The following is a 25,042-nucleotide window of genomic DNA, read 5'->3' on the forward strand; positions in this document are numbered from 1 at the left end:
GACAATATGTCTCATTTAGCAAGACTCTGCGCTAGCGTGAACACTGTTGGCGAAGGCAAAGGAGCCTGGGATGAACAACGTGTACACACACGGCCATCACGAGTCGGTACTGCGCTCGCACCGCTGGCGGACCGCGGAGAACTCCGCCGGATACCTGCTGGCGCACCTGCGCCCCGGGATGTCGCTGCTCGACGTCGGCGCCGGCCCCGGGCACCATCACCGCCGACCTGGCCCGTCTGGTCGAGCCTGGCCGGACCACCGCGCTCGAGGCGAGTGCCGACGCGCTGGACATCACCCGGAAAGCGTTCGAGAACGTCGAGGTCGACGTGGAGTTCGTGGTCGGCGACGTCCACGCGCTCGATCTGCCCGACGACACGTACGACGTCGTCCACGCGCACCAGGTGCTGCAGCACGTGGCCGATCCGGTGCAGGCGCTGCGCGAGATGCGCCGGGTGTGCAAACCGGGCGGGATCGTCGCGGTCCGCGACTCCGACTACCACGGCTTCGTCTGGTACCCGGCGCTGCCGGAGCTCGACGAGTGGATGGGCCTCTACCAGCGGATGGCTCGCGCCAACAAGGGCGAGCCGGACGCGGGCCGCCGTCTGCTTGCGTGGGCACACGCCGCCGGGTTCGAACAGGTGGAGGCAACCACCTCGACCTGGGCGTTCACCAACCCGGAGGACCGTGCGTTCTGGGGCGGGATGTGGGCCGACCGGATCCTGAAGTCCGCGCTCGCGGACCAGGCGCGCGCGGCCGGCGTACCGGAGGAGACGCTGACCGCGATCTCAGAGGCCTGGCAGACCTGGACGGCCGGTCCCGACAGTTGGATCTCGATCCTGCACGGCGAACTACTGTGCACGGCGTGAGCGCTGCCGGGAGATCTCGTACAGCACCGCGGTTGCGGCGTTGGCGGCGTTGAGCGAGCTGGCGGAGCCGGTGATCGGGATCCGGACCAGGTGGTCGGCCGCCTCCCGCCACGCCGTACTGAGGCCGGCCGTCTCGTTGCCGATCAGCAGCAGTACGGGCTGGGTGAAGTCGAAGTCGTAGACGTCGGTCGTGCCGTGCTCGTCGGTGCCGACCACCACGACCGGCGACCGGCGTACCCACTCCAGGACCTCGCGATGGGAGGGCGCGCGGACGGCGGGGACCGCGAAGAGTGAACCCGTCGTCGCGCGCACCGCCTTCGGGTCGTACACATCGGCCGCATGCCCGGTCACGATCACCCCGTCGGCGCCGAACGCGTCGGCGGACCGGATGATCGACCCGATGTTCCCCGGTCCGGTCGGCCGGTCGAACACCACCCCGAGGAAGTCCGGCCCGACCGGGATCCGCGCCAGCTCGTCGGCCGGCAGCTCCAGTACGGCGATCAGCTCCGGGTCGTCCTTCTCGCCCAGCTCGGCCAGCAGTTCGGGGGCCATCGAGACCCGCTCGACGTGTGGCAGCCGCTGCAGCAGCTCCGAGGCCCAGCGGGACAACGGCCGGGACGCGTCGTGGATCACCGTGCGCACCGGCCAACCGTTGTCCACGGCAACCGAAATCGGCCGGACGCCCTGGACCAGGAACTCGCCGGCCCGCTGCCGCTTGGCCCGGTTGGTCAGTGACGCCTGCCAAACCTGGAACCGGGCGTTCCGCGTCGAGATCCGCTGCACAGGCTTACCCTACGCGGGCGGCGCCGTGGACTCGCGCACGATCAGCTCCGGCCGGAACAGCAGCGACTGTCCCTGCGTCGGCCCGGAGTCGTCCAGCCGGGACCGGAGCTGCGTGAACGCGGCCGCAGCCATCTCCTTCATCGGCTGCCGGACCGTGGTCAGCGTCGGCGCGTACAGGTCCGCCAGCACGATGTCGTCGAACCCGACCACCGACACGTCCTTGCCGACCTCGAGCCCACCGTCGCGCAGACCGCGGCAGACACCGAGCGCGCACATGTCGTTGATCGCGACGATCCCGGTCGGCGGCTCCTCCAGCGCGAGCAGTTCGGCGGCGGCGGCGCGCCCCAGCTCGGACGCCTCGACGTCGCCGAAGTCGTCGGCGTCGCCCTTGACCGGTGCGCGGACGGCCGTCGCCGGATCGATCCCGACCTGTTCGAGCGCGGCCGTGAACCCGCGGTACCGCTCCTTGCGGTTCACGCTCGCCAGCGCGCCGGACACGAACGCCAGCCGGCGGTGCCCGAGCCCGGTCAGGTGCTGGGTGGCGAGCTGACTGCCGATCGCGTTGTCGACGCTGATGCTCACCAGCGACGCCGGATCACCCGCTTGCGACGTACGGTCGAACGCCACCAGTTGCAGCCCGCGTTCCACCAGCGGCATGACGTGCTCGAGCGACGGCAGTGACGAGCACAGCACGACGCCGTGCACGCCGTCGGCCCACAGTTCGTCGATGTAGTCGCGCTCGCGGCGGGGATCGCGCTCGGAGTTGCAGAGCAGTACGTGGTACCCCTCGGCCAGCGCCGCGGACTCCAGGTGCCGGGCGAGCGCACCCCAGAACGGGTTGCCGACCGACGGCACCACCAGCCCGATCGTGGTGGTCCGGCCGGTCCGCAGCTGCCGGGCCGCCCGATTCGGGCGGTAGCCGAGCTTGTCGATCGCGCGCTCGATCCGCTGCCGGGTCTCCGGCAGCATCCGGTGGTTGCGCCCGTTGAGCAGGTTCGACACCGTGCTCGGCGAGACGCCCGCCTCGGTCGCGACCTGCTGGATCGTCACCTCACCAGTTCTCAATTCACCGCCCACCCGCGCATTCTGTCACCCCGTGGTTCAGCCGGCTCGCAGTGCAACGATGCATCAAGATTTGCCGAAAGTCCAGTTCGAGTTGATGAGAGGCGACCTCTTGACGGCGGGCGAAATCCGTTTCTAGCATGCGGTGCATCGTTGCACCAGCCTCGCATAACTGCGCCGCTCCGGCTGGTAGATCGTTGCACCAGTCCCCTTCCGCAGCACCACGAAAGGCGCGCCATGGAGTACACCCGCAGATCAGTCCTGACAGCCCTGGGGCTCGGCGCGGTCGCCGCCGCCACCGGGTGCTCCGCGTCGTCCGGCGGCAACAGCCAGGCTGCCGCCGACGGACCCGTCGAAGGTGAGATCACGCTGCTCACCCCGCTGTTCGAGGGCAGTTCCGGCAAGCAGCTGCTGGAGGGCAAGCTGCTGCCGGCGTTCCAGCAGAAGAACCCGAAGGTCACCGTCAAGGTCGACTACACGAACTACAGCGCCCTGAACGAGAAGCTCACCACCAGCCTGGCCGGCGGACTGATGCCGGACGTGGTGATGCTCGGCGTCGGCTGGATCCCGCCGTTCGCCCACAAGAAGGTGCTCGCGCCGCTGCCGGACGACCTGGCCAAGCGGTACGAGTACGAGGACCGGGTCCTCGAACCGTCCCGGTTCGACGGCAAGCTGTACGCGCTGCCGATGGTCCTGGACACCCGGATCGTGACGTACCGCAAGGACATGTTCGCCGAGGCCGGCATCAAGGCGCCGCCGAAGGACTGGGCCGAGCTGCGGGCGATGTCGAAGGAACTCGCCCGGGCGGACAGCTCCGGCAAGCTGACCCGGGTCGGGTTCGACCCGTTCTCGATCGATCTCCGGCAGTGCTGGGAGACGTTCCTGTTCGCCAACGACGGCAACCTGTTCGACGAGAGCGGGCAGCAGGTCAAGTTCGACGACGACCGCGGCGTCGAGGCGCTGCAGCTGCTCCTGGACGTGATCAAGGACAAGTCCGCCGATTACTCGTTCAAGTCGTCCGCCGGTCAGCCGAGCACCCTGCAGCAGGGGCGGGCCGCGATGATGATGGCGAACAACTCGCTCTGGGTGCAGCTCCAGCAGCAGACCCCGGAGCTGCTCAAGGACGACAAGGTCGGCGCGTTCATCCTGGCCAACAAGGTCCCGGCGATGTTGCAGGGCGGCACGATGGTGTCCCGCTCCGCCTCGACCAAGCACCCGGCCGCGGCGCAGGCGCTGGTGGAGTTCATGGGTACACCGGAATCCATTCTGCCGACCGCCCAGCAGCGCGGCTCGGTGCCGGGCGTCCAGAACCTGCGGACCTCGGAGTACGTGAAGGAAAACGGTTTCGTCAAGCTTGCCCTGGACAACATGAGCAAGGCCCGGTCCGAGGGCGGAACCGCCGCCTGGATGGAGATCCGGGAGAAGGTCAAGACCACGCTGGAGACCGCGGTGGTCGGCCAGAAGTCCGCGAAGGAAGCGATCGACGACCTCGCGAACCTGAGCAAGGAAGCGATCTCCCGGCTGTGAGCGGAACCATCGTGCCGACCGCCGAGGGCAGGTCCCGGTCCCGCAGCCGGGTGCCGGGTCCGCCCTCCCCGGCCACGGCTGCCTCGCGTCGTCAGGGTCTGGCCCGCACCCGGCGGCGGGCCGGCCTGCTGATGGTCGCGCCCGCGCTGCTGCACGCGCTGATCTGGATCGGCATCCCGCTGGTCGCCGCGGTGGTGCTGAGCTTCACGTCGTACGACGTGCTCACGCCGCCGCGGTTCACCGGGCTGCAGAACTTCCGTGACCTGGTTTCCGACAACGTTTTCCGCCGGGCCGTGCTGAACACCAGCATCTACACGTTCTTCACGGTCCCGGTGGCGATGGGGATCGCGCTGCTGATCGCGCTGATGCTGAACACCCGGCTGGCCGGGCGGGCGATCTTCCGGACCGCGATCTTCATCCCGCAGGTCACGGCGACGATCGCGGTGGCCCTGGTCTGGCTGTGGATCTACGACCCGCGCAGCGGCCTCGCGAACGCCGTACTGTCGTTCCTCGGTCTGGACGGGCCGGCCTGGCTGTCGTCGACGAGCTGGGCGATGCCGGCGGTGATCGTGGTCGGCGTCTGGCAGGGCATCGGGCTGAAGATGCTGATCTACCTGGCCGCGTTGCAGAGCCTGCCGGTCGACCTCTACGAGGCGGCGTCGGTGGACGGCGCGTCCAAGGTCCGGCAGTTCTTCAGCCTCACCGTGCCGTTGTTGCGGCCGGCAACGTTCTTCGTGTTCGTGACCTCGGTGATCGGGGCGTTCCAGTCCTTCGACCAGGTGTACATCCTGACCGACGGCGGTCCGGCGAACAGCACGACGATGATGACGTACGAGATCTACAAGTCCGCGTTCCGGGAGTTCCGGATGGGGTACGCGTGTGCGCAGAGCCTGGTGCTGTTCGCGCTGCTGCTGTTCCTGACCCTGCTGAACCGGCGGATCACCGGAGGTGACCGTGCCACCCGTTGACACTGCCTCAGCCGTGGCGCGGCGGGCACGCGCCGGCCGGGCCGCCCTGTACCTGGCGCTGATCGCGATCTCGCTGGTGATGATCGTGCCGTTCGTCTGGATGCTGCTGACCTCGGTGAAGACGCCGGGCGACATCGCCGCCGTACCGCCCCGGTTGCTGCCGACGCACTGGGCCTTCGGCAACTATGTGGACGCGTTGCGGGCGGCGCCGTTCGCGACGTACGCGCGGAACAGCTTCGTGATCGCGGCGAGCCATACGCTGCTGAACGTGGTGATCGCGTCGATGGCCGGGTACGCGCTGGCCCGGTTGCGGTTCCGGGGCAGTTCGCTGATCTTCCTCGGGTTCGTCGGGGCGCTGATGATCCCGACGTACACGAAGATCCTGCCGGAGTTCCTGATCGTGCGGTTCATGCCGTTGTTCGGAGGGAACGACATCCTCGGGCAGGGCGGCACCGGGTGGCTGGACACCTGGTGGGCGCTGATCATCCCGGGCGCGGTCAGTCCGTTCTCGGTGTTCCTGTTCCGGCAGTTCTACCTGGACCTGCCGGTGGAGCTGGAGGAGGCCGCCCGGCTGGACGGCCTCGGCGAGTTCGGGATCTACGCCCGGATCATGACCCCGCTGGTGAAGCCGGCGTTCATCACGGTCGCGCTGCTCACCTTCGAGGGGTCGTGGAACAACTTCCTCTGGCCGCTGCTGGTGACCAAGAGCGACAGCCTGCGGGTGATCCAGGTCGGGCTGTCCGTGTTCCGTACCGAGAACGACACCCAGTGGGCGTTCCTGATGGCCGGGACAACGCTGGCCACCGTACCGATGGTGGTGCTGTTCCTGATCGGGCAGCGCTACTTCGTCCAAGGGTTCGCGAACGCGGGCATCAAATGACACACACCTTAGGAGAACGACTGATGGAACTGCAGGGGACACGTGCGCTGGTCACCGGGGCCGGGCACGGTATCGGCCGCGGTATCGCGCTCGGCCTGGCCGCGGCCGGGGCGGACGTCGTGGTGCACTACGGGAAGTCCGCGGACGCCGCCGCGCAGACGGTTTCCGACATCGAGAAACTCGGCCGGAAAGCGATTTCGGTCGGCGCCGACGTGACTTCGACGGCGGACGTCGACCGGCTGCTCGACGAGACGGCCGGATTCCTCGGCGGGCTCGACGTACTGGTCTGCAACGCCGGCCACCTGATCGGCCGGGTCAAGGTCGAGGAGATGACCGACGAGCACTACCAGCAGGTGGTGGACGTCAACCTCGGCGCGACGTTCCGGACCACGCGGGCCGCGATCCCGCAGCTGGCACAGTCGGCGAACCCGCGGATCATCACGATTGCCTCGCTCGCCGCGCACAACGGCGGCGGTCCCGGGTCGGTGGTCTACGCGGCCGCGAAGGCCGGGATCCGCGGGTTCACCAAGGGCCTCGCGAAGGAACTCGGGCCGCGCGGCATCACGGTGAACTCGGTCGCGCCCGGGTACATCGCGGAAACCGCGTTTCATCAAACGTTTTCCACCACGGAGGCGCAGGCGAACATGGTCGCCGGTACGCCGATCGGCCGCGCCGGGCAGGTCGAGGACGTGGCGAACGCGGTGCGGTTCCTGGCACTGCCGGCCTCCGGGTACCTGACCGGGATCACCATCGACATCGACGGTGGCACATGGCCCCGATGAATCCCCCGACCGAACGCGGCGGCTGGTGGCACGAGTACGTGTGCCCGGCGCACGGTGTCGAGCTGTCGCATGTCGGCTTCGAAACCGGGCGCTTTCCGGCCGGCGGTGTTCCGTGTTCCTACGGTTGCCGGGTCGATACGCCCGCGGTGCGCGGGGCGTGGATGGTGCTCGCACATCATTTCTGGGCGCGGCGGATCCGGCTTCTCTCGTACGACGGGGGCGGCGCCGAGCTGCTCGCGTCGTACGCGCGGCTCTACCTGGACCTCACCAAGGAAGGCGAGCACGACCAGGCGCAGGACTGGATGCAACGCGGCCGCCTGTTCCACCAGGCACTGACGGATGCGGTGTGGGGCGTCCCGATCGCGCACGCCATCCGTACGCTCGCCGACCGCTCCGTCGTCGAGCTCGACGAGACACTGCCGATGCTCGACGACATGGTTGCCGGGGCGCGGCGGGCCCGGGACGCGATGGTTGCCCAGGACAAGTTCTCCTCGAACTACACCGCCTGGTTCAACGCTCTCGGCGCCACCGCGAGCCAGGCGGCAGCCGCCGTACGCGAAACGGAATGGGACGGCGCCGACGAATGGCTGACCGGTGAGCACGGCCAGTTCGCGCACCTGGACGCGTCGACCGGCGACGACGGCTGGGAGTGGGAAGGCAGCACGTACTACCACGGCTTCGTCCTCCGCGCGTACCTCCTGAGCCTCCGCGGCTACGACCCTTCAGCCGTCCCGGCCAGCCTGGAGACCATGATCGCGGCACTCGCCGACATCGCTACCCCCGGCGGACTCCTCCCCGCTCTCCACGACGGCCCTTACCGGCGCGTCCCGCTCGCTCTCGAATGGCTGGAGATCGCCGCCCTCGCCGGCCAGTTCACGTCGGCTGTCGACCTCAGCGCCGTCGCAGCGCACGCCCGCGCGGAGGTCGGCGCGGACTACGACGGCCTGGAGGACCGATTCGACGGCTGGTTCAGCGGGCCGCCCCGCGCCGGCGCACTCCCGGCTCGCGGGCCCGACTCCACCTACGCCGTGATCCGCACCGCCGGCATCCACGCGATCCTCGACCACGGCCCACACGGCGGATCCCACGGCCACCACGACAAACTCGCGCTGTACCTGTACGGCTCCACCACTCCCTGGCAACCCGACCCCGGCCAGGTCCCGTACGGCCACGCCCCATGGCGCGCGCACTACAAGTCCGTCGTCTCGCACCCCACCATCCGCATCGACGGCCTCGAACCCGCCGAGGCGACCGGCACCCTGACCCGCAACGGAAACTCCATTTCCGCAACGGTTTCCGGCTGGTACGACGGCGTCCGCGCCACGCGTGATCTGGTTGCCGCCGACAACTACCTGCTCGACATCGTCCGGGTGACTGCCGACCGCGAGCGCGAGATCGTCCTCCAGTTCCGCCCCGACGTCGACCTGACGGTCGAGGTCGGCCCGCGCGCGACCCGCAGTACCTGGACCGGGGACGAGAAGCTCTACGGCTACCACCGCGGCGACGGCATCCCGGTCACGCGGCCCGGCCCGGGCCCGGCCGACGACCCGCAACGGACCCGGACGTGGATCGACTGGACGGTCACCGGCACCTCCGCGACCTTCTGCTCCGTGTACTCGACCGCCCCGATCGACGACGACCTCGCCGAGGTGATCACCGATGTATGACGCACGTATCGACGAGCTACGGGCCGGCCTGGACGGACGGTACGCCGCCCAGTGGCGCCGGCTCCGCGAGCAGTGCGACTGGTACCGCACCCAGACCCCGCCGACCGAGCACCCGTCCGCGAGCATCACGTACTTCGGCCCGGCCGCCGCAAACCTCGCACTCGCTTTCCGTCTCACCGGAAACGAGGGATATCGAGCCGAAGCCGCCCGCTGGATCTCGGCCGCCATCGGTTTCCCGCACTGGGGCAAGGCGCACCTGCCGGATCACGATCTCGACGCGGGCTGGCTGCTGCACGGGCTGTCGCTGGCGTCGACCTGGCTCGGCGACGACTTCGAGCTCGCCACCGAGCTGCGCGCCAAGCTCGAGTTGCAGGGCACCCGGCTGTACGAGTTCGCCGTCGAGTCCGAGGGCTCGTGGTGGAGTTCGTCGTACTGGCAGAACCACAACTGGATCTGCTACACGGGGCTCGCCGCGGCAGGATACGCACTCGGTCGTTCCGAGTGGACCGACCGCGCCCGGTCGAACTTCGCGACCGTGATCGAGTTGCTGCCGTCGGACGGGTCCGACATGGAGGGCGTCGTCTACTGGCGGTACGGCGTGCCGTGGCTGGCGACGTACCTGGATCTGCTCCAGGACCAGGAAGGGCTCGACTGGTGGAACCGTTGTCCGTTCCTGGCGAACACGTTTTCCTACCGGCTGCAGCAGTGCGCGCCCGGGTTCGAGGAGAACATCGACCACGGCGACTGCCACGACCGGCGGAGCGGGCACAGCGTCGCGCTGTACCGGAAGCTCGCGGCGGCGTACCGGATCGGCGAGGCGCAATGGCTTGCGGAAACCGTTTCCGAACGTTTCTTCTGGCGGGAGGCGTACGCGAGCGGCGTGAAGCCGGGCGTGATGCCCGAGGCGTACCTGGAGCTGCTCTGGTACGACGACTCGCTGCCGCCGGTGGATCCCGCCGAGAGCGCGCCGCTGTCGGCGTACTTCCCGGACCTCGGGCTCGTCACTGCCCGCACCGGATGGGACGACGAGGCCACAATGGTGTCGTTCAAGGCGTCGCCGGGCGGCGGGCACCAGGCGTGGGAGACTTCGCACAAGTTGGACCGTGAGCGCGGCTGGGACACGTTGAGCGCCGGGCATCATCATCCGGATGCCGGGTCGTTCGTCCTGACGTCGCGGGGTGCGTTCCTGGCGGTGGACGAGGGGTACAGCAACCGCAAGCGGGCGGGGGACCACAACCTGATCCTGGTGGACGGGCACGGGTTTGCGGACGAGGACAGGTACCACGTCTACAAAGGGATCCCGTACGAGCGTCAGGCTGACCTGGTCGACGTACTCGCGGCCGACGGCATGGCCCACGCGACCGCGCGGATCGCCGCGATGTACCCACCGGAGCTGGGGATCACGCGCCTCGACCGGACCCTCGTCTTCACCCCGGCCGGCCGGATCGTCCTCCTGGACCACTGCGCCGCGGACACCCCGCGGGACTGGACGCTACTACTCCACGCCGACTGGCCGATCGAGTACGGCGAAGAGATCGCGCTCCGCTCCGGGTCGGCCCAGGCGTGGGTTCGGTTGCACACGCCGCTCGACGTAGAACCCACCATCACCGAGGTAGAAGCCAACCCGACCTCAAGCACCCCCAGCCTCCGCCTGACCCGCACCATGCACACCCTCCGCGCCACCGCCCGCCAGACCACAACCGTCACCCTCCTCACCACCATCGAACCAACCTCCGCCCTCCACCCAACCCGACCCACCGCCCGCCTAATCCCCATAACCCAAGGCCACGCCGTCACGTTCACCGACGAAACCGTCCTACTCCCCGACACCCAAGGTCGCCTAAACGCCCATCCACTCACCGCTCCCGCTGCGGCGAGCACGGCGTCCGCCCTGCGGGCGGCAGACGAGGGGCTGGCGGACCGCCAGGCCATCACAATCGACGCAGACCAGGTGTCCCAAGCGGGCGACCACCCGTCGCCGGGCGATTGTGATGGCCTGGCGATCCGCGCCATCATCCAAACCCCTGACCGTCGAATCACCGTCCCGGCGGAGCACACCCGATGACCGCCCGCTCCGCAGCAGCAGGCAGCCCTGCGCTCGCGACCGCTTCCCACCCCCAGCCAGCAGGCAGCCCTGCGCTCGCGACCGCCCCTCAGCCAGCAGGCAACCCTGTGCTCGCGACCGCCCCTCAGCCAGCAGGCAGCCCTGTGCTCGCGACCGGCCCCCAGCCACCGGCCAGTCCCACGGCAACCACCGGTCCCGCAGAAGTAGGCCGGTCCGCGGTGACCCTCGGGTCCGCGGCGGGTGTCGGTTCCTTGGTGATCGGAGGCTCTGCGGCGACGGTCGGGTCGGCGGCGGGTGCCGGGTCCGTGGTGGTCGGACGTTCTGCTGCGACGGTCGGGTCCGCGGCGTGCGTCGGGTCTGCGGCGACTGGAGATTCTGCGGTGAGCGTCGGGTCCGTGGCGAGGGCGTCCGCGGAGGCCGGTGGGTCCGGGGCGAGCTGCTTCGGGGTGGTTGGTGGGGCGGGGTTGGGGCGGCGGGGGTTGGAGTGGCTTGGGTGGGTTGCTAATCCGGCGGCTGCGGGGGCTGCGTTTGTGGTTCTGTGTTTGGGCATTGTCACCTGGCTGCCGGCGCTGGCAGGGGTTGGGTTTGCGCTGGAGCGGTGGCGGGTCGACGGTGACGCACGGTGCTTCAGCGGGGTGTTCGTCGGCTGGCGTAAGTACTGGCGTCGGCTACTTCCGCACTCGATTCTGACGTCTGTCGCCGCGGCGGTTGCCATGAGCAACCTGGCGTTTCTCTCCGGACGCTCCGGCGCACTGGTCGTCGCGCTGTTCATGATCCACCTCGGCCTGCTGGCCGCCGCGGTCACCTACCACCTCGCGCTCGCCGTGGCAGCTGCGCGGAAACCGTCCGATTCCGCCGCGGAATGGCGCCGTACGGCGTTCCGCCTCGCCTTCACCTCCGTCCCGCGCGGCACCGCACTCCTCGGCGCGGCCATCGCGGCACCCGTTTTCTCACTAGTGATCCCAGCAGGTCCGCTGCTCCTCGGTACCACCGTTCCGGTTCTGGTCGGCCTGCTCGTCGCCGGCCGCGCATAGGCACTTCCAACCGCCCTGTCAGGAGGACCACCATGTCCAGAGCCGTCCCGATCCTGTTCCTCGGCCTCGCGCTGGCGCTGCCCGCAGTACCGGCGCACGCCGCGACCGACTACTTCGTCGCCCCGTCCGGCAGCGACACCAACGCCGGTACGTCGGCGGGCAACCCGTTGGCCACCATCCAGAAAGCGCTCGACACCGCCCCGCGCGGCGCGACCGTACACCTTGCCTCCGGCACCTACCTGCAGGACGTGGTGACAGTCCGCTCCGGCGTCACGATCACCGGCCCGTCGACCGCGGTCGTCAAGGGCGCCGGGAACTCCCGGATCGTCCAGGTCCAGCACGACGGTGTGACGCTGGACGGGTTCACGATCGACGGGTTGCACGGTTCGTCGTCGAGCATCGACGGCTACCGGGACAAGCTCGTGTACGTGATGAGCACCTCGCCCGGCGACGGCGTCGGTACCCTGACGATCCGGAACATGCGGCTGAAGAACGCCGGCAGCGAGTGTCTGCGGCTGCGGTACCTGGTCACCAACGCCGACGTCCACGACAACACGATCGGTCCGTGCGGGGTCTGGGACTTCAAGTTCAACGACGGCGGCAAGAACGGTGAGGGGATCTACCTCGGGACCGCGCCGGAACAGCAGGGACAGAACGGCGCACCGGATGCCCAGCCGGACCGCAGCCGGAACAACCGCATCCACGACAACACGATCGCGACGTACGGCAACGAGTGCGTGGACATCAAGGAAAACTCGACGGAAAACGTTGTCGAGAACAACGACTGCAGCCAGAAGAAGGACCCGAGCTCCGGCGGCCTCGACGCGCGCGGAATCGGGAACACGTTCCGCTACAACACGATCCACGACAACATTGGGGCAGGTATCCGCCTCGGCGGCGACACGGAAACCGATGGAACCGCCAACAATATCTACGGAAACACCATCACGAACAGCGCCGCCGGCGGCATCAAGTTCATGCGTACGCCGCAGGGCCAGGTCTGCGGCAACACCATGTCCGGAAACACCTCCGGAAACTCGGTCGGAACGTACGGCGCGGAATACAACCCGACGGCAGCCTGCTGATGACGACACCGTCCCGTCGCACCATCCTCGCCGGAACAGCCGCCACAACCCTGGGCGCTCTCCTCGGTCGCACATCGCTCGACACTCCACCGGCGACCACCAGCGCAGCCGCCACGACCGGACAGGCGACGGTGCCAGCCGCAACCCCCGCCGACCTCGCCGGGCATCTCAACGGGCCGACGCGTCCTCACTGGGTCACGAGCTGGGCAACCGCCCAGACCGCCCCAACGCCCACCGACCTGGACGCCAGTACGGGTTTCACCAACACCACGCTCAGGAACGCCCTCCACCTGAGCGCCGGAACAGCACCGCGTACTAGCGGGTTGCGATTGCGGTTCGCCAATCCGTTCGGGGCATCGCCGATCGTGGTCGGGCCGGTGACAGTTGCTGCGGGTCCGACGGCTGCCGAACATCCGGTTCTGTTCGGTGGCGGGCGGGAGGTGGTGCTCGCGGCCGGGGCGACTGTGGTGAGTGATCCGGTAAGTCTCGTCGTACTGGATGGTGGGGATCTCGTTGTGTATACGCATCTGCCCGGTCCGACCGGTCCGCTGAGCTTCCACCGGAACGTGCATGCGACCGGGTTCATCGGTGACCGTCCGACCAACTCGGTGTTCCTGCTCAACGGCGTCGACGTGGATGCGAGCGGACGGTCGACGGTTGCGATCCTCGGGGACTCGATCACCGAAGGTGTCGGTACGCCCGACAACGCGAACCTCCGGTGGCCCGATCAGTACGCTGCCCGCTTCCGCCGTCGCCCCGCGATCGCCAACCTCGGAATCAGCGGAAACCGTGTTCTGCTAGACGACGCACGTTTCGGTCCGAGTGGTCAGTCGCGGTTCGACCGGGACGTGCTTAGCCTGCCGAACCTGCGGACACTGGTCGTTTTCCTCGGTATCAACGACATCCAGCAGCCACCCAGCCAGACCGATCCTCGGCGGATCCTGCAGGGCTACGAGCAGCTGGTACGCCGTGCACACGACCACGAGCTGGAGGTCGTGGGCGCGACGATCGGCCCGTTCAAAGGGTGGATCCGCTACACGGCGGAGCTCGACCAGGTCCGTACCACCGTCAACGCAGTACTCCGCGAAGGCCGTCTCTTCGACCACCTGCTCGACGTCGACGCCGCCCTCCGAGACCCGGCCGACCCGGCGCGACTCTGCCCCACCTACAACGGCGGTGACGGCCTACACCCCAACGCCACCGGCGCAAACGCCATCGCCCGCGCCCTGTGACGTTCCCAGCGGCGCAAGCGCAATCGCACTCGATCGCCGAAGCTCCCGCCACAGCGACCCACGCCGACAGTCCCCGGCCCGGTCCTGAACCGCTGGGGCGACAGGGCGGTTCAGTTCTTCTGAGAGGACTCTTATGTCAGATCTGACTCTTCGTCGGCGCACCGTGCTCGGTGGTGCGCTTGGTGGTGCTGTGCTTCTCGCCCTGCCGGCGTCCAGTTGGGCGAGCACCGGCACCGACGAGCTTCGGCTGCGGTGGCAGACGCTGCTTACCGGCGGCCCAACCGTAGACCCGGCCGACCCGGACCTCGCCGTCGCGATCGCCCGGGTCGACCGGCTCGCGCAGTCCGCGCTCGCCACGCTCGATCGTTCCGCGAACCGCACCGCTCTCTGGCCCGACCTCGCGAGTACAACGCTTTCCAACCACGTCGCCTCGAATTTCCGTCGCATCAAGCAGCTCGCGGTCGCCTGGGCCACCAACGGCTCCGCGTACCAGAGAAACGAGTCCGTCGCCGACGACATCCGTGGCGCCCTGGAGTGGATGCACACCAACCGCTACAGCCCGTCCCTCCCGCGGTACGACAACGACTACGACTGGGAGATCGGCGGCGCCTCCGCGTTCGCGGACACGTTGATCCTGTTGTACGACGTACTCCCGGCCGACGTCCGTACGACGTACACGCAAGCGATCGACCACTACACGCCGGACCCGAACCTGTGGCGCGCCGACCGGCAGATCGCGACCGGCGCGAACCGCGTCTGGATCGCCACGGTGGTAGCGATCCGGGCGGTCCTCGACGGCGACACCGCAGCGCTCACCCGTGTCCGGGACGCGATCAGCGACGTCGAGGGCGACGGCGCGAACAGCGTGCTCGCCTTCAACGACGCACCCGGCCGGGTCGACGGTACCGGCGAAGGCTTCTACAGCGACGGCTCGTTCCTGCAGCACTACAAGCACCCGTACAACGGCGGCTACGGAAAGGAACTGCTCGGCGCACTTTCCTCGCTGCTGGATCTGCTCGGCGGTACGGAATGGGCCGTCACCGATCCGGAGCTGGAGAACATCTACGGCTGGGTCAACGACGCGTTCGATCCGTTGATGGTGCGCGGCGACATGATGGGTTCGGTCTGCGGCCGGGAGATCGCCCGTCCGAGCAAGCAGAACCACGCGGCGACCCAGACCATCATCGAAGGCACACTGCGGCTGATCCCGGCTGCGTCGGCCGAACGGGCAGCGCAGCTCACCGCACTGGTCAAGCAGTGGATGACCGAAGACGTTTTCCGAAACTTTCTGAAAGTCACCGACCCGGCGTCGCTGGTCGCGGCCCGGGGCATCCTCGCGTCGACCACATCCGCCCGCGGCCCGCTGGTCCTGCACAAGCAGTACCCCCGGATGGACAAGGTCGCGCACCACCGCCCGGCGTTCACGATCGGAATCAGCGCCTACTCGTCGCGGATCTACAACTACGAGTCGATCCAGAACGAGAACCTGCACGGCTGGCACCTGTCCGACGGCATGGTGCTGATGTACGACGACGACCTCGGCCACTACTCCGGCGACTACTGGCCGACGGTCGACCCGTATCGGTTGCCGGGGACAACGGTCGACACCCGCAGGCTGGCCGACTCGTACGGTTTCCGCAGTACCAGTGAGGCCGACTGGGTCGGCGGTGTATCGGTTCCCGGCAAGACAACAGGTGCTTACGGCATGGACCTTCGCGGGTACGGAACGAACTTGCGGGCGTTGAAGAGCTGGTTCCTGGTCGACGACATGATGGTCTGCGTCGGCTCCGGCATCACCGGTGACGGCGAGGTCGAGACGATCGTCGAGAACCGCAAGCTGCGCACCGGGAACGAGACCTTCACCGCGGCGCCGGGCTGGTGTCACCTCGAAGGCACCGGCGGCTACGTGTTTCCGGACCGCTCACCTGTGCAGACGCTCCGCGAGAACCGGACCGCCACCTGGCGTGAGATCAACCTCAAGTACGGCACCGACGACGTCGTCACCCGGCCGTACCAGACGGTCTGGTTCGCCCACGGTACGGCGCCGGCCGGGCAGGGCTATTACTACGTGCAGCTGCCGACCGCGACGCTCGCGCAGACGAAAACGATTGCCGGAAAGTTTCCGGTACAACGCCTCCGGGCGGACGGCACCGCGCACGCGATCCGGCTGCGCGACGCCCTGGCCGCGAACTTCTGGACTGCCGGGACCGCCGCCGAGCTCACCGCCGACGGACCTGCCGCGGTCGTGGTCGCCGGCAACACCGTCGCGATCTCGGACCCGACGCAGACCCGGACCTCGGTCACCGTCGACCTCGACAAGCCGGGCCTGAACCAGCCCGTCACCGACAACGGTGTGACCGCCACCCGGCGCGGCCGCGGCTGGCGGATCGTCGTCGACACCACCGACCGCCACGGAAACACCGCGGCCGTCACGTTCCACTGATCCGCGCAGACCTGCAAATGACCGCAATGGACCGCAATGGACCGCAAGGAAAGGACAACGAATGCTGGTCGACATGCCGCTGGACCGGTTGCGGGAGTACCGCCCGGACCCGGAGGAACCCGCGGACTTCGACGCGTTCTGGAAGCAGACGCTCGACGACGCGGCCGGTCACCCGATCGATGCCCGGTTCACGCCGTACGACGCCCGGCTGGCGACCGTCGAGGTGCGGGACGTGACGTTCAGCGGCTGGGGCGGTCAACCGGTGAAGGCCTGGCTGCTGCTGCCACGCCAGCGCACCGGTCCGCTGCCCGCGGTCGTGCAGTACATCGGCTACAACGGCGGCCGGGGGATCCCGTACGAGTGGCTGACCTGGAGCGCGGCCGGGTACGCGCACCTGGTGATGGACAACCGCGGCCAGGGCGGCGGCGGTAAAACGATTTCGGAAACTGCGGACATCGCGCCGGACGGACACGGATCGTCGGCACCCGGGTTCCTGACCCGCGGCATCGAGGACCCGGCCAAGCACTACTACCGGCGGCTGATCACCGACGCGGTCCGGGCCGTCGACGCGGTACGCAGCAGCCCGGACGTCGACGGCGATCGGGTCGCAGTACTCGGCGGCAGCCAGGGCGGCGGGCTCGCGCTCGCCGTCGCCGGTCTGCGCGCCGACCTGTCCGCGGCGGTCGCCGACGTACCGTTCCTGTGCCATTTCCGGCGGGCGTCGCAGATCACCGACAACGGCCCGTACGCCGAGATCGCGCGCTGGCTCAAGGGTCACCGGTTCGAGACCGAAACCGCGATCGGAACGTTGTCGTACTTCGACGCGGTGAACTTCGCCGCCCGGGCGACCTGTCCCGCCTGGTTCTCGGTCGCGCTGATGGACAACGTGTGCCCGCCGTCGACGGTGTTCGCGGCGTACCACCGGTACGGCGGGCCCGCGGAGCTCGAGGTGTTCACCTACAACGGGCACGAGGGCGGAGCGGAGTACGACCTGCCGCGGAAGCTCAGTGCGCTCACTTCCGTCTTCGGCCGCGATGCCTGAGGCGGAGCGCGCCCCATAACAGCAACACGGGTAGCCAGAGCAGCGCCAACCACGGAAGCCGCCACCAGCCGGACGAGCCCTCGCCCGCCGGCTGGTCGGTGGCGACCAACGGCCGCGCGGACGTCGACCAGGCCAGGAACGCGTCCCCGATCGGGACCGCGCCGAACAGGTACCGCTTCGTCCTCAGCCCGCTGAACGGCATCCCGACCAGCTCACCCGTCCGCGACAGCCGGTTCGCCAGCGAATCGTGATGTGCGCGCGCCGCGCCCATCCCGACAACGGTTGCGGAAAGACTCATTCCGAGCACCAGCGGCCCGGAGTCCACGTCTCCCCTCCCGGCAGTGCCCTTCGGGCATTCGCGAATCCCCAGCCCGGTCACGAACTTGTCCCTGAACAGCTGGTACTGCGACCGCGCGAACGTCGGGTCGATGTCGACCAGAAACCGCTGGATCATCGCCTGCGACGAGCCGCGCGCCCCGGTTACCTGCGGCAGCACTTGATGCGGCAGCAGCCCGGTCGCCGGGTCCAGCTCGGTCTTCACGGTCGTCACCCAGTTCCGCGCGACCTGCCCGAAGCGCGGCGCGACCACGGCGTCGTACAGCCGGAGCGATGCGATCGCGACGACCGAGTCGATCGGCCAGGGCCCTGCCCCGGATAGGTCGGCAGAAACGGCGTTTCCGCGGTTCGGAAAGCGGTGGCGATCGCGACCGAGTCACTGGTGAACCGGGAGCGTTCGGCCGCGTCGGACTGCCCGAGCGCGATCAGCCCGCCGCGCAGCCAGTTCGTCCAGCCGGCATAGAAGATGCCGTACCGCGGCTGCAGCGACTGGTCGAACGGCGCGGTCCCGTCGGGCGAATCGAGGCGGCCGAGCGCCCAGCGCACCTGCACCGTCGCGTCGGCGGCTTGTGACGGATCGCTGACGCCGACCTGCACCCAGCTCAGCCCGTACAGGACGTTCAGGAAGAAATACCCTTCCGGAAACTGTTTCTGAGCGTTCCTGTCCGCCCCGTTTTCGATCTCCGCACGCAGGAACGCCAGCTGTTTCGGCACGCCACGGGTGGGATCGGTCCACGGAAGAACCAGCCGTGCGGTGCCCACCCCTGCCACCAGCGTGGCAATCACCGCCACGCCGATCACGAGCTTGCGCAGCACCTGGATCAATCTAGGCCCCGGTCGGCAACCAGCGGCGGACGAACGGATGACCATCCGGGGCACCGGACCGCGCTCGGCTGTCAACCGGGCCGAGCGTCACAGGCGAGGAGTGTTCCAGCTGCCGGGCGTTTCAGGCGCCGAGTGTCTCAGGTTCCGGGCGTTTGCGGCACTGGACGCGTCAGCTTCCGAGGGTGTCAGGTGCCGAGGGTGTCAGGTGCCGAGGGTGCCGGGTGCCGGGTGCCGGGTGCCGGGTGCCGAGGGTGCCGGGGACCGGGGTGTCAGGTGCCGGGGTGCGGGGACCGGGGCGCCGGGGGTGCGGGGACCGGGGTGTCAGGTGCCGGGGGTTTCAGGGACCGGGGGTTTCGGGGACCGGGGTGTCAGGTGCCGAGGGTTGACTCGCGGGGGATCAGGCGGGTGGGGAGTCGGAGGGGGCCGGGGTGGGGGGAGCCGGCGATGGCGTCGAGGAGGAGGTTGGCGGTGCGGCGGCCGAGTTCCTCGAGTTCCATGTCGACGGTGGTGAGGGGCGGGCGGCTGGCCAGTGCCATCACAGACCAGTTGTCGTAGCCGGTGACCGCGATGTCGCCGGGGACCGAGCGGCCCAGCTCGCGGAGGCGGTCGCAGACGCCGCGGGCGATCTGGTCGCTGCCGCAGGTGATCGCGTCCACCTCCGGGTGCTCGCGGAGCAGTACGTCGACCGCCAGCCGGCCCCAGCGTTCGCTCCACTCGCCGAACAGCGGTTGACCGGCGAACGTCGTACTCGCGGCCTCCTGGGTGGCCGCGGCGCGGATCCGGGCGCTGAGATGGGACTCCGGCCCGGTGACATGGGCGATCCGCTTCCGGCCGACCGTGTGCAGATGCCGCACCGTGGACGCGGCGCCCGCGTGGTCGTCGACGACCACCGACGTGTCCGACGGATCGGTGGACGGGCTGAACGCGTAGACCACCGGGATCGGTACGTCGATCGGCGCCCGCGGCTCGACCCGGCGGCCGGTCACGATGATGCCGTCCACTCGCCGGGACACCAGCGACTTCAGGTAGTGTTGCTCGCGGAGCGGGTCGTCGCGGGTGTCGCAGAGCACCAGCCCCATCTCGCCGGCGGTGAGCGCATCCTCGGCGCCGAGCATGATCGGTATGCTGAACCGCCCCGAGCTGTCGGTGGTGATCAGTCCGACCGTGAAGCTGCGCCCGGAGGCGAGCGCGCGGCCGCGGCTGTCGGGAGTAAAGCCGAGCTGCTCGGCGGCGTCGCGAATCCGCTCGCGGGTCGTCTCGCGCAACTGGCCGTTGCCGTTGAGCGCCTTCGAGACAGTACTCGCCGAGACGCCGGCCAGTCTGGCCACGTCCTTGATTCCGGCCGGGCGGATGCCCCTTGACGCCATTCCGCAACTCCTTTCCTGAGTTTCCGGCACAGTACCCCAACGATCGCGGACCGCCCGGAAGTTATCCACAGGCAAGGGTTGACCTCGCGGCCGAAGGTCCCTACCTTCGATCAGGAAAACGTGTTCCGAATTTTCCGAAACTCAGGAGAAGCTCGCTATGACCTCTCGCAGCCCGGCCGCCACCAGCAAGGGCCGCAGGCATCCCCTCGGACTCGGTCAGGTCAGCATCACCGGCGGCTTCTGGGCGCCGCGGCAGGCGCGGAACGGCGCCGACGCGATCCCCAGCGGCCAGGACCAGCTGGAGAAGGCCGGCAACCTGCACAACCTCCGGCTCGCCGCCGGCATCGGCGAGGGCGAGGCGATCGGCCCGGTGTTCGCCGATTCCGACGTCTACAAGTGGCTCGAGGCCGCCGCCTGGGAGTACGGGCGCAACCCCGACGACGAGCTGCTCAAGCGGATCCGCGACCTGACCACGGTGGTCGCCGCCGCGCAGCGGGAGGACGGGTACCTCGACTCGGTCGTCCAGCTCCGGTACGGCGACGAAGGCCGCTACCAGCAGCTCGTCTGGAGCCATGAGCACTACTGCGCCGGCCACCTCATCCAGGCCGCCGTCGCGCAGGTCCGCTGCACCGGCGACCGCGCGCTGCTCGACGTGGCGACCAAGCTCGCCGACCACCTGTACGCGACCTTCGGAGACGACAAGACCGTCGACGTGGACGGCCACCCGGTGATCGAGATGGCGCTCGTCGAGCTGTACCGGGAGACCGGTACGGCGACGTACCTGGAGCTCGCGAAGTGGTTCGTGGACGCCCGCGGCCACGGGATCATCGAGCGGCACGGGCACTCGTCGGCGTACTTCTCCGACCGGGTCCCGGTCCGCGAGGCGACCACGGTCGAGGGGCACTCGGTCCGTGCGGTCTACCTGGCCGCGGGCGCCGCCGACGTCGCGCTCGAGACCGGCGACACCGAGCTGCTCGACGCGCTGAAAGTGCAGTTCGAGCACATGTGGTCGACCAAGACGTACGTGACCGGCGGGCTGGGCGCGCGCTGGGACGGCGAGGCGTTCGGCGACGAGTACGAGCTGCCGACGGACCGTGCGTACGCGGAAACGTGTGCCGCGATCGGGGGTATCCAGTGGGCGTGGCGGATGCTGCTCGCCACTGGGGAGGCGGTGTACGGCGACGCGATCGAGCGGATGCTCTACAACGGTTTCCTTGCCGGGGTATCGCTTTCCGGAACGGAATACTTCTACGTGAATCCGCTGCAGTTGCGCGGGGCGGCGTACCCGGACAACGGGCGCAGTCCGGCGCACGGGCGACGCGGCTGGTTCGACTGTGCGTGCTGCCCGCCGAACATCATGCGTACGCTGTCGAGCCTGGACGGGTACCTGGCGACCCGCACCGACGACGCGATCCAGATCCACCAGTACGCCGCCGGCGTGATCAAGTCCGGTGACGTCGAGCTGCAGGTCCAGACGAACTATCCGTGGGACGGCACCGTCCGCATCACGAGTGCAACGCCTGCCACGGTCGAACTCCGCATTCCCGCGTGGGCGGACGGTGCGACTGTCAACGGACAGCCGGTCGACGCGGGTGGTTATGCCCGGGCCGAGGGGGCGGAGATCGAGCTGGTGCTGCCGCTCGCGCCACGCGTGGTCGGCGCGGATCCGCGGATCGACGCCGTCCGCGGGTGTGTCGCGCTGGAACGCGGTCCGCTCGTGTACGCGGTCGAGCAGGAGGACAACGCGGCGAACGTCGACGACCTGCATCTGTTGCCTGAGGCGCCAGTCGCGGAGGAGTCGGAGCTGCTGGACGGCGTGACCGTGCTGAGAGCCCACGGACGTGCCGGGACAGGACATCGGGCCGGTTGGTCGTTCGTGCCGGATGTTGCGGACTCGGTTGGTGAGGAGGTCGACGTGACAGCGGTTCCGTACTACGCGTGGGCGAACCGGGAGATCGGTGCCATGCGCGTCTGGCTGCCGCGGGTGTAGCCGTGCTCACCCGGCGGAAGTTCCTCGGCCTCGGGGCCGCAGCGACCACGGCCGGCTTCGCGTCCAGCTGCAGCTCGGTGCTGCCCGGACCCGACGTCCAGGCGGCGGGGTTCGGGCAGGACTCGACCGGCACCGTGCAGGTGTGGTGCCGGGCAGCGACGCAGAGCGGTCTGACCGACCTGGTGAAGAAGTTCAACGCGTCCCAGCACCGGCTCACCGTCGAGCTGACGCCGGTGCTGGACGCGCAGTACGTGACCAAGCTGGCGACCGCGATCCGCGGCCGGAGTGTGCCGGACCTGGTCGACATCGACGACATCAACTCGATGCTGTTCATCTACCGCGATGCGTTCACAGACCTCACGGAACCACTTTCCGCACTCGATTTCCGGGACCGGCTCAGCCCGGGCCACCTGCGGCTGGCGACCAAGGACGAGCGGGTGTACGGCGTGCCGTACCTCGCGGACAACTCGATGTTCTGGTTCAACACCGAGCTGTGCGAGCGGGCGGACGTGGACCCGGACCAGGCGGTCACGTCGTTCGGAAACCTGCTCGACGCGGCCCGGAAACTGCGGAATCTCGGTGACGACACCTACGCCTGGAGTTTCCCGGCGAACAGCCCGGGCGCCCTCGGGTTCGTCGTCCAGCCGATGGTCTGGGCCGCGAAGACCGATCTGATCCAGGGCACGATCGGCAGCCAGTCCGGGCACATCGCCGGGAACGACGTGGTCCGGCAGATGCTCGAGCTGCACCGGCAGCTGTGGGTCGACGGCCTGGTGCCGCGGGCGAACTTCTCCGACGACGCGTCCCGCTGGGGCAGCGACTTCCGGGCCGGAAAGGTCGGAATCTTCCCGACCAACTACAGCGTGGTCGTTTCCGGGTCCGATCCGGCGTTCCACAAGAAGGTGACGCCGCGGCTGCTGTCCGGGCCGGACGGCGGTTCGGCGTTCTTCGACGGCGGCGACAACATGTGCATCCCGCGCGGTGCCCGGAACGCCTCGGGCGCCTGGGAGTTCGTCCGGTTCGCGCTGGACCTGCCGCAGCAGATCGATCTGCCGGCCGGTGGGTACACGCCGGTCCGCTCGGATGCGCGGACGCCGGAGTTCACGACGAAGTACCCGCTGGCGACGCTGCCGCTGGAGCACATCGAGCAGGGGTACGCGCCGACAACGCTTTCCTACAACCTCCTCTACAACCAGCCGGACGGGCCGTGGTTGCAGATGTTCCGTCGCGCCGTGTTCGACGGCGAGCTGGAGGCCGCCATGAAGGAAGCACAGCAGAACTACGACCGGATTCTCAGTCACGGGCAGGCGTGAGTACCGGGGTCGACATACGGAGCAGCCGTCTCGCGAACGGCGCGGGATCGGCGCCGCGCCGGATCGGCCGCGGCTCGCTCACCCATCCGTCCCGGACCGGACTGCTGCTGGTCACACCCGCGGTACTGTTCGTCGCGGTGTTCGTCCTGGTGCCGTTGGGCTTCGCGCTGGTGATCTCGCTGACCAACTGGCCGCTGATCGGGACGGTGAAGTTCAGCGGGCTGAAGAACTACACCGCGATCGTCTCGGACGCTGCGTTCGCCAAGTCCGTCCTCTACACGCTGCTCTACACGGTCATCGTGACCGGGCCGATCCTGGTGCTCGGCTACGCGCTCGCGGTCCTGGTACGCCGGAAACGCCGCGGATCCACGCTGCTGCGGACCGTCTTCTTCCTGCCGTTCGTGGTCGGCCTGTCCACGCTCAGCTTCGTCACGGTCCTGGAGGCACAGCCGGAGAGCGGCATCATCAACGTCGTCCTCAAGGACCTCGGGATCACCGACGGTACGACGGCCTGGCTGGTGGACGGGCCGCTCGCCACCGGGCTGATCTGCGTCCTGGTCGTGTGGGCGGTCAGCGGGCTGACCATGATGCTGCTGATGGCCGGCATGCAGGCGATCCCGCGGGAGTACTACGAGTCCGCCGAGCTGGACGGGGCCGGCTGGTGGAAACAGGAACGCGAGATCACGATCCCGATCCTGCGCCGGACGATCGCGATGGCCGTGATCATCTCGGTGATCGGCTCGCTGCTCGCGTTCTCGCAGTTCTACGTCCTCACCCGCGGCGGTCCGGGCACGGACACGACGACGGTCGTGCAGTACATCTACAACCGGGCGTTCGTCCAGCTGCAGCTCGGCGCCGCGACCGCGCTGTCGATCGTGCTGGTGATCGTGGTCGGCCTGGTCACCGCGGCCCAGTTCCGCCTGCTCCGGGAGAAGGACTGACGATGCGACTCAAGAACACGTTTTACGTGATCGGCGGCGGCGGTGCGTTCCTGGTCTTCGCCGTACCGTTGCTCTGGGCCCTCTTCCGGTCGGTGCAGCCGAACGACGTGATCGTTGCCGCGCCCAATGGTTCGACGTTCTTCCAGCTCACCTGGGACAACTTCCGTACCTTGATCGAGGGGCCGGGAAACCTGATCCGGGCGGTCGGAAACAGTCTGATCGTTGCCTTGAGCACCGCCGTACTGACGATGCTGCTGGCCACCTTCGCCGGTTACGGGTTCGCGCGGTTCCGGTTCCGCGGCGGGCCGGTGCTGTTCGCGCTCGTGGTGGTGTCGATGATGATCCCGTTCCAGGCGATCCTGACGCCGCTGTACCTGGAGATGAACGTCCTGCGGCTGACCGACAGCCTGCTCGGGCTGGTGCTGTTCTACACCACGGTGAACCTGCCGTTCGGCGTTTTCGTGATGCGGAACTCGTTTTCCTCGGTACCGGCGGAACTCGAGGACTCCGCACACGTCGACGGCTGCGGCACGCTGCGGATGCTCGGCTCGGTGCTCCGCCCGCTGATCACGCCGGGCGCCGCGACCGTCGCGCTGTACGCGTTCCTCGCGGCGTGGACGGAGTTCCTCGGAGCGCTGACGTTCCTGACCAAGGACAAGCTCTACACGCTGCCGGTCGCGCTGGTGAACGTGCAGGCCGGTGCGTACGGCGAGATCAACTTCGGCTCGCTGGTGGCCGGGGCGGTGATCGCGATGATCCCGTGCGTGGTGCTGTACGTCGGCCTGCAGCGGTTCTATGTTTCCGGTCTGGCTTCAGGAGCCGTCAAAGGCTAGC

At 68.7% G+C, this 25,042-nt stretch carries 21 protein-coding genes; 16 read left to right on the forward strand and 5 right to left on the reverse strand.

Annotation, left to right across the window (positions count from 1 at the left end; genetic code table 11):
* The first annotated feature begins 236 nt into the window (after positions 1–236).
* Positions 237–866 (forward strand): class I SAM-dependent methyltransferase, encoded by a 630-nt coding sequence (locus JOF29_RS03155; RefSeq protein ID WP_245357826.1) that lies wholly within the window; start codon positions 237–239, stop codon positions 864–866.
* On the opposite strand, the gene JOF29_RS03160 is transcribed toward JOF29_RS03155, so the two are convergent.
* Together JOF29_RS03160 and JOF29_RS03165 are read right to left on the reverse strand one after the other, a co-directional pair.
* Complete coding sequence (locus JOF29_RS03160) at positions 849–1,649, reverse strand: TrmH family RNA methyltransferase (RefSeq protein ID WP_209692717.1); 801 nt, start codon at positions 1,647–1,649, stop codon at positions 849–851. The two genes, JOF29_RS03155 and JOF29_RS03160, sit on opposite strands and share 18 nt — an antisense overlap.
* 9 nt (positions 1,650–1,658) lie before the next feature.
* Positions 1,659–2,726, reverse strand: a complete 1,068-nt coding sequence (locus JOF29_RS03165; protein ID WP_209692718.1) for a LacI family DNA-binding transcriptional regulator — start codon at positions 2,724–2,726, stop codon at positions 1,659–1,661.
* Between the two features lie 222 nt (positions 2,727–2,948).
* Between JOF29_RS03165 and JOF29_RS03170 the strand changes: the two genes are divergently transcribed.
* The 11 genes from JOF29_RS03170 to JOF29_RS03220 all read left to right on the forward strand — a co-directional run bounded on the left by JOF29_RS03170 (position 2,949) and on the right by JOF29_RS03220 (position 17,436).
* Positions 2,949–4,238, forward strand: coding sequence for an ABC transporter substrate-binding protein (locus JOF29_RS03170; protein ID WP_209692719.1), 1,290 nt, complete (start codon positions 2,949–2,951; stop codon positions 4,236–4,238).
* Positions 4,235–5,206: a carbohydrate ABC transporter permease gene (locus tag JOF29_RS45145; protein ID WP_209692720.1), complete on the forward strand. Its 972-nt coding sequence runs from the start codon at positions 4,235–4,237 to the stop codon at positions 5,204–5,206. The genes JOF29_RS03170 and JOF29_RS45145 overlap by 4 nt, the downstream gene beginning before the upstream one ends.
* Before the next feature lie 13 nt (positions 5,207–5,219).
* Positions 5,220–6,086: a carbohydrate ABC transporter permease gene (locus tag JOF29_RS03180; RefSeq protein WP_307863126.1), complete on the forward strand. Its 867-nt coding sequence runs from the start codon at positions 5,220–5,222 to the stop codon at positions 6,084–6,086.
* A 23-nt stretch (positions 6,087–6,109) separates the two neighbouring features.
* Positions 6,110–6,868, forward strand: a complete 759-nt coding sequence (locus JOF29_RS03185; RefSeq protein WP_209692721.1) for an SDR family NAD(P)-dependent oxidoreductase — start codon at positions 6,110–6,112, stop codon at positions 6,866–6,868.
* Positions 6,865–8,535, forward strand: a complete 1,671-nt coding sequence (locus JOF29_RS03190; protein ID WP_209692722.1) for a heparinase II/III domain-containing protein — start codon at positions 6,865–6,867, stop codon at positions 8,533–8,535. The genes JOF29_RS03185 and JOF29_RS03190 overlap by 4 nt, the downstream gene beginning before the upstream one ends.
* Positions 8,528–10,600 carry a DUF4962 domain-containing protein gene (locus JOF29_RS03195; RefSeq protein WP_209692723.1) on the forward strand — a complete coding sequence of 691 codons (2,073 nt, stop codon included), beginning with the start codon at positions 8,528–8,530 and terminating at the stop codon, positions 10,598–10,600. Before JOF29_RS03190 ends, JOF29_RS03195 begins: the two co-directional genes overlap by 8 nt.
* A gap of 542 nt (positions 10,601–11,142) precedes the next feature.
* On the forward strand, positions 11,143–11,634 hold the full coding sequence (locus tag JOF29_RS03200; RefSeq protein ID WP_209692724.1) for a hypothetical protein: 492 nt from the start codon (positions 11,143–11,145) through the stop codon (positions 11,632–11,634).
* A gap of 32 nt (positions 11,635–11,666) precedes the next feature.
* Complete coding sequence (locus JOF29_RS03205; protein WP_209692725.1) at positions 11,667–12,719, forward strand: right-handed parallel beta-helix repeat-containing protein; 1,053 nt, start codon at positions 11,667–11,669, stop codon at positions 12,717–12,719.
* Positions 12,719–13,951 carry a GDSL-type esterase/lipase family protein gene (locus JOF29_RS03210; RefSeq protein WP_209692726.1) on the forward strand — a complete coding sequence of 411 codons (1,233 nt, stop codon included), beginning with the start codon at positions 12,719–12,721 and terminating at the stop codon, positions 13,949–13,951. The genes JOF29_RS03205 and JOF29_RS03210 overlap by 1 nt, the downstream gene beginning before the upstream one ends.
* 133 nt (positions 13,952–14,084) lie before the next feature.
* A complete protein-coding gene (locus JOF29_RS03215) occupies positions 14,085–16,394 on the forward strand; it encodes a polysaccharide lyase 8 family protein (RefSeq protein WP_209692727.1) in 2,310 nt (769 codons plus the stop codon).
* Between the two features lie 61 nt (positions 16,395–16,455).
* Complete coding sequence (locus JOF29_RS03220; RefSeq protein WP_209692728.1) at positions 16,456–17,436, forward strand: acetylxylan esterase; 981 nt, start codon at positions 16,456–16,458, stop codon at positions 17,434–17,436.
* Here the strand turns inward: JOF29_RS03220 and JOF29_RS03225 are convergent.
* The 3 genes from JOF29_RS03225 to JOF29_RS03235 form a co-directional block, all read right to left on the reverse strand.
* On the reverse strand, positions 17,408–17,977 hold the full coding sequence (locus JOF29_RS03225; RefSeq protein ID WP_209692729.1) for a hypothetical protein: 570 nt from the start codon (positions 17,975–17,977) through the stop codon (positions 17,408–17,410). The two genes, JOF29_RS03220 and JOF29_RS03225, sit on opposite strands and share 29 nt — an antisense overlap.
* A 5-nt stretch (positions 17,978–17,982) precedes the next feature.
* Complete coding sequence (locus JOF29_RS03230) at positions 17,983–18,588, reverse strand: hypothetical protein (protein WP_209692730.1); 606 nt, start codon at positions 18,586–18,588, stop codon at positions 17,983–17,985.
* Positions 18,589–18,965: 377 nt separating this feature from the next.
* On the reverse strand, positions 18,966–19,964 hold the full coding sequence (locus JOF29_RS03235) for a LacI family DNA-binding transcriptional regulator (protein ID WP_209692731.1): 999 nt from the start codon (positions 19,962–19,964) through the stop codon (positions 18,966–18,968).
* A 157-nt stretch (positions 19,965–20,121) separates the two neighbouring features.
* Between JOF29_RS03235 and JOF29_RS03240 the strand changes: the two genes are divergently transcribed.
* From JOF29_RS03240 to JOF29_RS03255, 4 genes are read left to right on the forward strand one after another with little or no spacing between them, the layout of a single operon-like run.
* Positions 20,122–21,954 carry a glycoside hydrolase family 127 protein gene (locus JOF29_RS03240; RefSeq protein WP_209692732.1) on the forward strand — a complete coding sequence of 611 codons (1,833 nt, stop codon included), beginning with the start codon at positions 20,122–20,124 and terminating at the stop codon, positions 21,952–21,954.
* 2 nt (positions 21,955–21,956) lie between these two features.
* A complete protein-coding gene (locus tag JOF29_RS03245) occupies positions 21,957–23,267 on the forward strand; it encodes an extracellular solute-binding protein (RefSeq protein ID WP_209692733.1) in 1,311 nt (436 codons plus the stop codon).
* Positions 23,264–24,208 (forward strand): carbohydrate ABC transporter permease, encoded by a 945-nt coding sequence (locus JOF29_RS03250; protein WP_209692734.1) that lies wholly within the window; start codon positions 23,264–23,266, stop codon positions 24,206–24,208. Before JOF29_RS03245 ends, JOF29_RS03250 begins: the two co-directional genes overlap by 4 nt.
* 2 nt (positions 24,209–24,210) lie before the next feature.
* A complete protein-coding gene (locus JOF29_RS03255) occupies positions 24,211–25,041 on the forward strand; it encodes a carbohydrate ABC transporter permease (RefSeq protein WP_209692735.1) in 831 nt (276 codons plus the stop codon).
* Position 25,042 lies beyond the last annotated feature (1 nt).

It is taken from the genome of Kribbella aluminosa (assembly GCF_017876295.1).
In the GTDB taxonomy this organism is placed as follows: Bacteria; Actinomycetota; Actinomycetes; order Propionibacteriales; family Kribbellaceae; genus Kribbella; species Kribbella aluminosa.

Coding starts and splice junctions, on each gene's coding strand:
- JOF29_RS03170 (WP_209692719.1), top strand. CDS start 2,949: ATGGAGTACACCCGCAGATCAGTCCTGACAGCCCTGGGGCTCGGCGCG.
- JOF29_RS03185 (WP_209692721.1), top strand. CDS start 6,110: ATGGAACTGCAGGGGACACGTGCGCTGGTCACCGGGGCCGGGCACGGT.
- JOF29_RS03190 (WP_209692722.1), top strand. CDS start 6,865: ATGAATCCCCCGACCGAACGCGGCGGCTGGTGGCACGAGTACGTGTGC.
- JOF29_RS03195 (WP_209692723.1), top strand. CDS start 8,528: ATGTATGACGCACGTATCGACGAGCTACGGGCCGGCCTGGACGGACGG.
- JOF29_RS03205 (WP_209692725.1), top strand. CDS start 11,667: ATGTCCAGAGCCGTCCCGATCCTGTTCCTCGGCCTCGCGCTGGCGCTG.
- JOF29_RS03210 (WP_209692726.1), top strand. CDS start 12,719: ATGACGACACCGTCCCGTCGCACCATCCTCGCCGGAACAGCCGCCACA.
- JOF29_RS03215 (WP_209692727.1), top strand. CDS start 14,085: ATGTCAGATCTGACTCTTCGTCGGCGCACCGTGCTCGGTGGTGCGCTT.
- JOF29_RS03220 (WP_209692728.1), top strand. CDS start 16,456: ATGCTGGTCGACATGCCGCTGGACCGGTTGCGGGAGTACCGCCCGGAC.
- JOF29_RS03235 (WP_209692731.1), bottom strand. CDS start 19,964: ATGGCGTCAAGGGGCATCCGCCCGGCCGGAATCAAGGACGTGGCCAGA.
- JOF29_RS03240 (WP_209692732.1), top strand. CDS start 20,122: ATGACCTCTCGCAGCCCGGCCGCCACCAGCAAGGGCCGCAGGCATCCC.
- JOF29_RS03255 (WP_209692735.1), top strand. CDS start 24,211: ATGCGACTCAAGAACACGTTTTACGTGATCGGCGGCGGCGGTGCGTTC.